Annotated in this window: 6 protein-coding genes; 4 read left to right on the forward strand and 2 right to left on the reverse strand. The window is 65.3% G+C overall.

The annotated features are described in order from the left end of the window. Both rlmKL and PF446_RS06765 read right to left on the reverse strand, forming a co-directional pair. On the reverse strand, positions 1–1,352 hold a 1,352-nt coding region (gene rlmKL / locus PF446_RS06760), incomplete at its 3' end, for a bifunctional 23S rRNA (guanine(2069)-N(7))-methyltransferase RlmK/23S rRNA (guanine(2445)-N(2))-methyltransferase RlmL (protein WP_298070495.1). Further along, complete coding sequence (locus PF446_RS06765; protein WP_298070496.1) at positions 1,349–1,870, reverse strand: alpha/beta hydrolase; 522 nt, start codon at positions 1,868–1,870, stop codon at positions 1,349–1,351. The genes PF446_RS06765 and rlmKL, both read right to left, overlap by 4 nt. 92 nt (positions 1,871–1,962) lie before the next feature. Here PF446_RS06765 and PF446_RS06770 point away from each other — a divergent pair, with 92 nt between their 5' ends. The 4 genes from PF446_RS06770 to PF446_RS06785 all read left to right on the forward strand — a co-directional run bounded on the left by PF446_RS06770 (position 1,963) and on the right by PF446_RS06785 (position 4,734). Next, a complete protein-coding gene (locus PF446_RS06770) occupies positions 1,963–2,538 on the forward strand; it encodes an N-acetylmuramoyl-L-alanine amidase (RefSeq protein WP_298070497.1) in 576 nt (191 codons plus the stop codon). A gap of 73 nt (positions 2,539–2,611) precedes the next feature. Further along, a complete protein-coding gene (tesB, locus tag PF446_RS06775; protein WP_298070499.1) occupies positions 2,612–3,481 on the forward strand; it encodes an acyl-CoA thioesterase II in 870 nt (289 codons plus the stop codon). 55 nt (positions 3,482–3,536) lie between these two features. Further along, positions 3,537–3,932, forward strand: coding sequence for a hypothetical protein (locus PF446_RS06780; protein WP_298070501.1), 396 nt, complete (start codon positions 3,537–3,539; stop codon positions 3,930–3,932). Between the two features lie 88 nt (positions 3,933–4,020). Further along, positions 4,021–4,734 (forward strand): arginyltransferase, encoded by a 714-nt coding sequence (locus PF446_RS06785; RefSeq protein WP_298070503.1) that lies wholly within the window; start codon positions 4,021–4,023, stop codon positions 4,732–4,734. Positions 4,735–5,067: the final 333 nt, after the last annotated feature.

The following is a 5,067-nucleotide window of genomic DNA, read 5'->3' on the forward strand; positions in this document are numbered from 1 at the left end:
CGGTATTCCTGCAGGTGCAGCCAGTCCTCGTACACATCGATGGCCAGTGCGTATTCGGGCAGGTCCTGGTCATAGGCGCGGTAGCAGGTGATGCCTTCGCGGGACAGGCGCTTTTGCAGGTGTCTGAGATTCTTGTTGAGACGGTTGGCAAGCATTTGCGCCGCCGCCGAAAGCGGCTTCGGCTCCGGCGGAGGCGCATCGGCCGCACGCAGGTCGAAGGTCACCAGCACGGTTTCCAGCGCGCCGTTGTACAGCGTGTAGCGCTTGTCCGCGCGCACGCCCAGCGCATGCCCCAGCTCGGTGTCGCCACACAGCACTGCCGCATGCCATCCGGGATAGCGTTCGCGCAACACCTTGCCAAGCGTGCGATACAGCTCCGGCAGGCGCTCCCGGTCACCGAGGCGCTCGCCATAGGGCGGGTTGCAGACCACCAGGCCACGTTCGCCACGCGCCGCAGGCAGGTAGGCGACATCGTGGTGTTCGAGCTGCACGAATCCTGCCACGCCCGCGTCCTGGGCATTGCGCGCGGCAAGTTTCAGCACGCGGTCGTCGTGATCGCTGCCGTAGAAACAGGGTTTGAGCGCACCCAGGCCGTTCTCGGCGCGTTGTGCGGCTTCGTCCTTGAGGCGCTGCCACAGCGGCGCGTCATGGCCGCGCCAGCCAAGCAGGCCGAAATATGTTCGATCCAGCCCGGGCGCGATATCGGCTGCCATCCACGCGGCCTCGATCAGCAGCGTGCCGGAACCGCACATCGGGTCGACCAGGGCGCCGCCCTCGGCATGGATTCGTGGCCACTGCGCGCGCAGCAGCACGGCTGCGGCCAGGTTTTCCTTCAACGGCGCTTCGCCCTGACCGCTGCGCCAGCCGCGCCGATGCAATGGCGTCCCGGCCAGGTCCAGCGAAACCGTGGCGCGGTTCTTCTTCACGTGCAGGTGGACGCGTACCTGCGGTTGCTCGACGTCGACCGAGGGTCTGGTGTCGAAACGCTCGCGGCACTGGTCGACGATGGCGTCCTTGACCCGCAGCGAGGCAAAACGGCTGTGCGTGAGCGCACTGCGCGAGAGCACCGCATCCACCGCCATGGTGCCCTCAGGTGACAGGTGCTGCGCCCAGTCGATGCTTCGCACGCCCTGGTACAGCGCCTCGTCGTCGGCTGCGTCGAATTGGGCCAGCGGCAACAGGATGCGGCTGGCCAGGCGCGACCACAGGCAGGCACGGTAGGCCTGCTCCAGTTCACCCTGGAAATACACCCCTGCCAGGGCCTCGTGCGCGGATGTGGCTCCAAGGCTGAGCAGCTCGTCGCGCAACAGGTACTCCAGTCCGCGTGGACAACTGGCGAAGAATTCACTCACGCTGGAAGACTCTCAAGGAACAGTCGGAACTGCCGCTCGATAAACGGCACTTGCGAGGACAGGCGATGGCCATCGGTGACCAGGATGGTGTTGATCTGCGCCGATCGTGCAAAGGCCATGGCGTCACTGGCCGGACACAGGTCATCGGTGAATCCGTGGATCAGCAATGACGGCAGGCCGCGCGCCATGTCGAACGCCTGTCGATAGCCGGGAATCCGGGTCGGCAAAGCCAACAGGAACAGGCCCCGGCATGAGGCCTGCACTGACGCCAGTCCGGAAACGAAGGCGCCCATGCTTGAGCCCACCAGCAAGGGCGGCCGTGGCACAGCGCGGATGCGTCCGATCAACCGCTCCAGGCGCGGCCCGACCGACTCGAGCTCGCCCTGCTCGTCGCAGTCGCGGTAGTCCGGGCGTTCGGTGGAAAAGCCCATGTCCTCGGCAGCCTGCGCCAGGACGCTGACCTTGGTCGCATCGGGGCCGCTATTGCTGCCATGGGAAAGGATGATGTGACCGCGCATGAAAAAGCTCCGGAGCAACCCGTTGAACCGCGAATCGTAGCAGGCGGCGAGCGGTTCCTGACCGACGATCCGTATCGTGAGAGACTTGCGCCATGTCCAGCTTGATCATCCACGACTGGCCGCTGCCCTATGTCGACCGGCTCGAACCGCGTCCGCTGGATGCGGTCGACCTCGTGGTGATCCATTGCACGGAACTACCGGACCTGGACATGGCGCGCGCATACGGTGAGCGGGTCCGCTATCCCAGCGGCACCGGCAACAGTGGACACTACTACGTGGATCGCGACGGTCGGATCCATCGCTTTGTACCCGATGATCGCGTCGCGCACCATGTCCGCGCCCACAACGCTCATGCGATCGGCATCGAGATGGTCAACACCGGACGCTACCCACACTGGCTGGACCACCGCCATCAGCAGATGGCAGAGGCCTATCCGGACGCACAGATCGAGAACCTATGCGCACTGCTGGATGAGATGGCGGCCCGCCTGCCGGACCTGCACTGGATCGCCGGCCACGAGGACCTTGACACCGAACGGGTCGAGGCCAGCGACGATCCATCCATGCAGGTGCCGCGCAAGCGGGATCCGGGGCCGCTGTTCCCATGGCAGCACGTCCTTTCCCGGACCCGTCTGCAGCGACTCATGCCCGATACCGCGAGCGCATAGAGCGCGCACGCTCCGCGGCACGCACACTGCACCCGGCTATACTTTCCCGTCTTCTGCCGTCCGAGGACTTTTCATGAGCAACACGCACGTCGCTGAACTGGTCGAGCTGCTGCAGCTCGAACGCCTGGAAGACAATCTGTTCCGAGGTCAGAGCCGCGACATCGGCACCCGTTTCGTGTTCGGCGGGCAGGTGCTCGGACAGGCGCTCTCGGCTGCCCAGCAGACCGTGGACCCGGATCGCGAGACGCATTCTCTGCATGCCTATTTCCTGCGCGCCGGCGACGTCGAGGCGCCCATCGTGTATTCGGTCGAGCGCGCACGCGACGGCCACAGCTTTTCTTCGCGGCGCGTGGTCGCAATCCAGCACGGCAAGCCGATCCTCAACTGCGCCGTGTCGTTCCAGATCCCGGAGGACGGGTTCGAGCACCAGACATCGATTCCCGAAGTGCCCGCCCCGGAAGACATCGAGCCGCAGAAGCCGCTGCCCCCCGAGGAACTGGACAAGCTGCCCGTGAAACTGCAGCGCTGGCTGGGCGTGGACCGCCCCTTCGAATTTCGCCAGGTCTGGCCGCGCGACGAGCTGCATCCGAGCAAGCGGCCGCCCTACCAGCACATCTGGTTCCGGCTCAACGGCAAGGTGCCCGAGACCTCTGTTGACCAGCAGCGTGCATTGCTGGCCTACGCCTCGGACTTCCACCTGATCGGCACCACCACGCTGCCTCACGGCATTTCCTACATGAGCCACAACGTGCAGATGGCCAGCCTCGACCACGCCATGTGGTTCCATCGCCCATTCCGGGTCGACGAATGGCTGCTGTACTCATTCGACAGTCCCACCGCACAGGGCGCCCGGGGGCTGGCGCGCGGCATGATCTTCAGCCGTGACGGACAACTGGTCGCCTCGACCGCGCAGGAAGGCCTGGTGCGGTTGCGCGACGAATGACAAGCGTTGCATCCATGCAGCGCATTTCTCCTCGCCAACGCGATAAAATGCCCGTATGCGCGAAATCTATACTTCACCCCGCCACGAAAACGTCGACCGAGTGGTCGCCCTGCTCGCCGAGCACGGCATCGAGACCAAGATCAACAATCGTGCGACCTACAACCGGCCCAGCTACCAGCGCTTCAGTTACAGCAACCCCGGTGATTCCAGCCGCTGGCCGCAGGTCGAGGTGCGTTTCGCGGCCGACCTCACGCAGGCCAGGGAGCTGCTGCGCGAAGCCGGGCTGGAACCTCTCACGCGCTATGCCGAAGTGCTTGCCGCATCACGTGCCACCGAAAAAAAACCGGTTCAGGCACGACGCGCCGTGGTCAACCGCGCGCGCATGATCGCCTTTGCCTCGGTCGCCGCCGTGCTGGTACTGATGACGCTGCGCGCGTTGCACCTGTTCTGATTGATCCTCGACGGGACTATCATCACGACGTGCTGGACCCGATCCGGGGTGGCGGTAGACTGGACCGGTGACCCACGATATAAAGCCCATGCGCTCTGAACGTGTCCGACTGTTCCTGACCCTGCCCCACGCCTGCGGCTACTTCTCGCAGCGCGCGGCGCAGAATCTGGTGCTGGACCCGTCCGCCCCCCATCTGGACCGCATGTACCCCAAGGCCCTGAACCAGGGCTTTCGGCGTGCCGGCGGGCACTTGTACCGTCCGCGCTGCGCGCATTGCCAGGCCTGCCGGCCCTGCCGGGTGCCGGTGGAAGCCTTCACCCCGGACCGCAGCCAGAAGCGTTGCCACAAGCGCAATACCGACCTCGTCGTGATCGAGGCAGCACCGGGGTACACCGAGGAACGCTTCGAACTGTACATGCGCTATCTGCGCCACCGCCATCCCGGAGGCGGGATGGACCAGGCCGAGCCGGCGGACTTCGAACAGTTTCTCAGCGCACCCTGGAGCCCCACCCTGTTCCTCGAAATGCGCCTGGCGGACCGCTTGCTTGGTGTGGCCGTCACCGATGTGTGCGTCAGCGGCCTGTCGGCGGTGTACACCTTCTTCGATCCCGAGCATGCCGCGCGCAGCCTGGGCACCTTCGGCATCCTCAGCCAGATCGAAATGGCCCGCCAGCGCGGGCTGGAATACCTGTATCTGGGCTACTGGATCGAAGGCCACCCGAAGATGGACTACAAGCGCCGCTTCGCGGGTCTGGAAACCCTGGGCGATTCCGGCTGGAAGCCCCTGCGCAACACAGTCTGAACCCTCTTCCACCGAACCGACGACCAGGTCCACCAGTCCCGCGACCTGGCAATGCCCCTGGACCCGATACCGCAGTCGAACCTGCGCGTTGATGGTGGATCCATTGCGCCGCTTATCGCGCGGTCGCATCAGCACGCCGCTGTCCTGCAGATCCCCTGCCGAGGTCAGGCATGACCGCATGCTCGCTGATCACGACATCTTCGGTCACTTCGCCCAGGGTGAACTCCGGGTTGCGCGCCGGCCCCTCACCCGACGGTCGCGCATCAGTCCGTCGAAAGGTCCACCCGCAGGCAGGCCGCGGCGCGTGAGGCTTTTGCGCGTGCTTCGTGCACG

Source organism: Oleiagrimonas sp. (assembly GCF_027858935.1).
Lineage (GTDB): Bacteria > Pseudomonadota > Gammaproteobacteria > Xanthomonadales > Rhodanobacteraceae > Oleiagrimonas.

Coding starts and splice junctions, on each gene's coding strand:
- PF446_RS06770 (WP_298070497.1), top strand. CDS start 1,963: ATGTCCAGCTTGATCATCCACGACTGGCCGCTGCCCTATGTCGACCGG.
- PF446_RS06765 (WP_298070496.1), bottom strand. CDS start 1,870: ATGCGCGGTCACATCATCCTTTCCCATGGCAGCAATAGCGGCCCCGAT.
- tesB (WP_298070499.1), top strand. CDS start 2,612: ATGAGCAACACGCACGTCGCTGAACTGGTCGAGCTGCTGCAGCTCGAA.
- PF446_RS06780 (WP_298070501.1), top strand. CDS start 3,537: ATGCGCGAAATCTATACTTCACCCCGCCACGAAAACGTCGACCGAGTG.
- PF446_RS06785 (WP_298070503.1), top strand. CDS start 4,021: ATGCGCTCTGAACGTGTCCGACTGTTCCTGACCCTGCCCCACGCCTGC.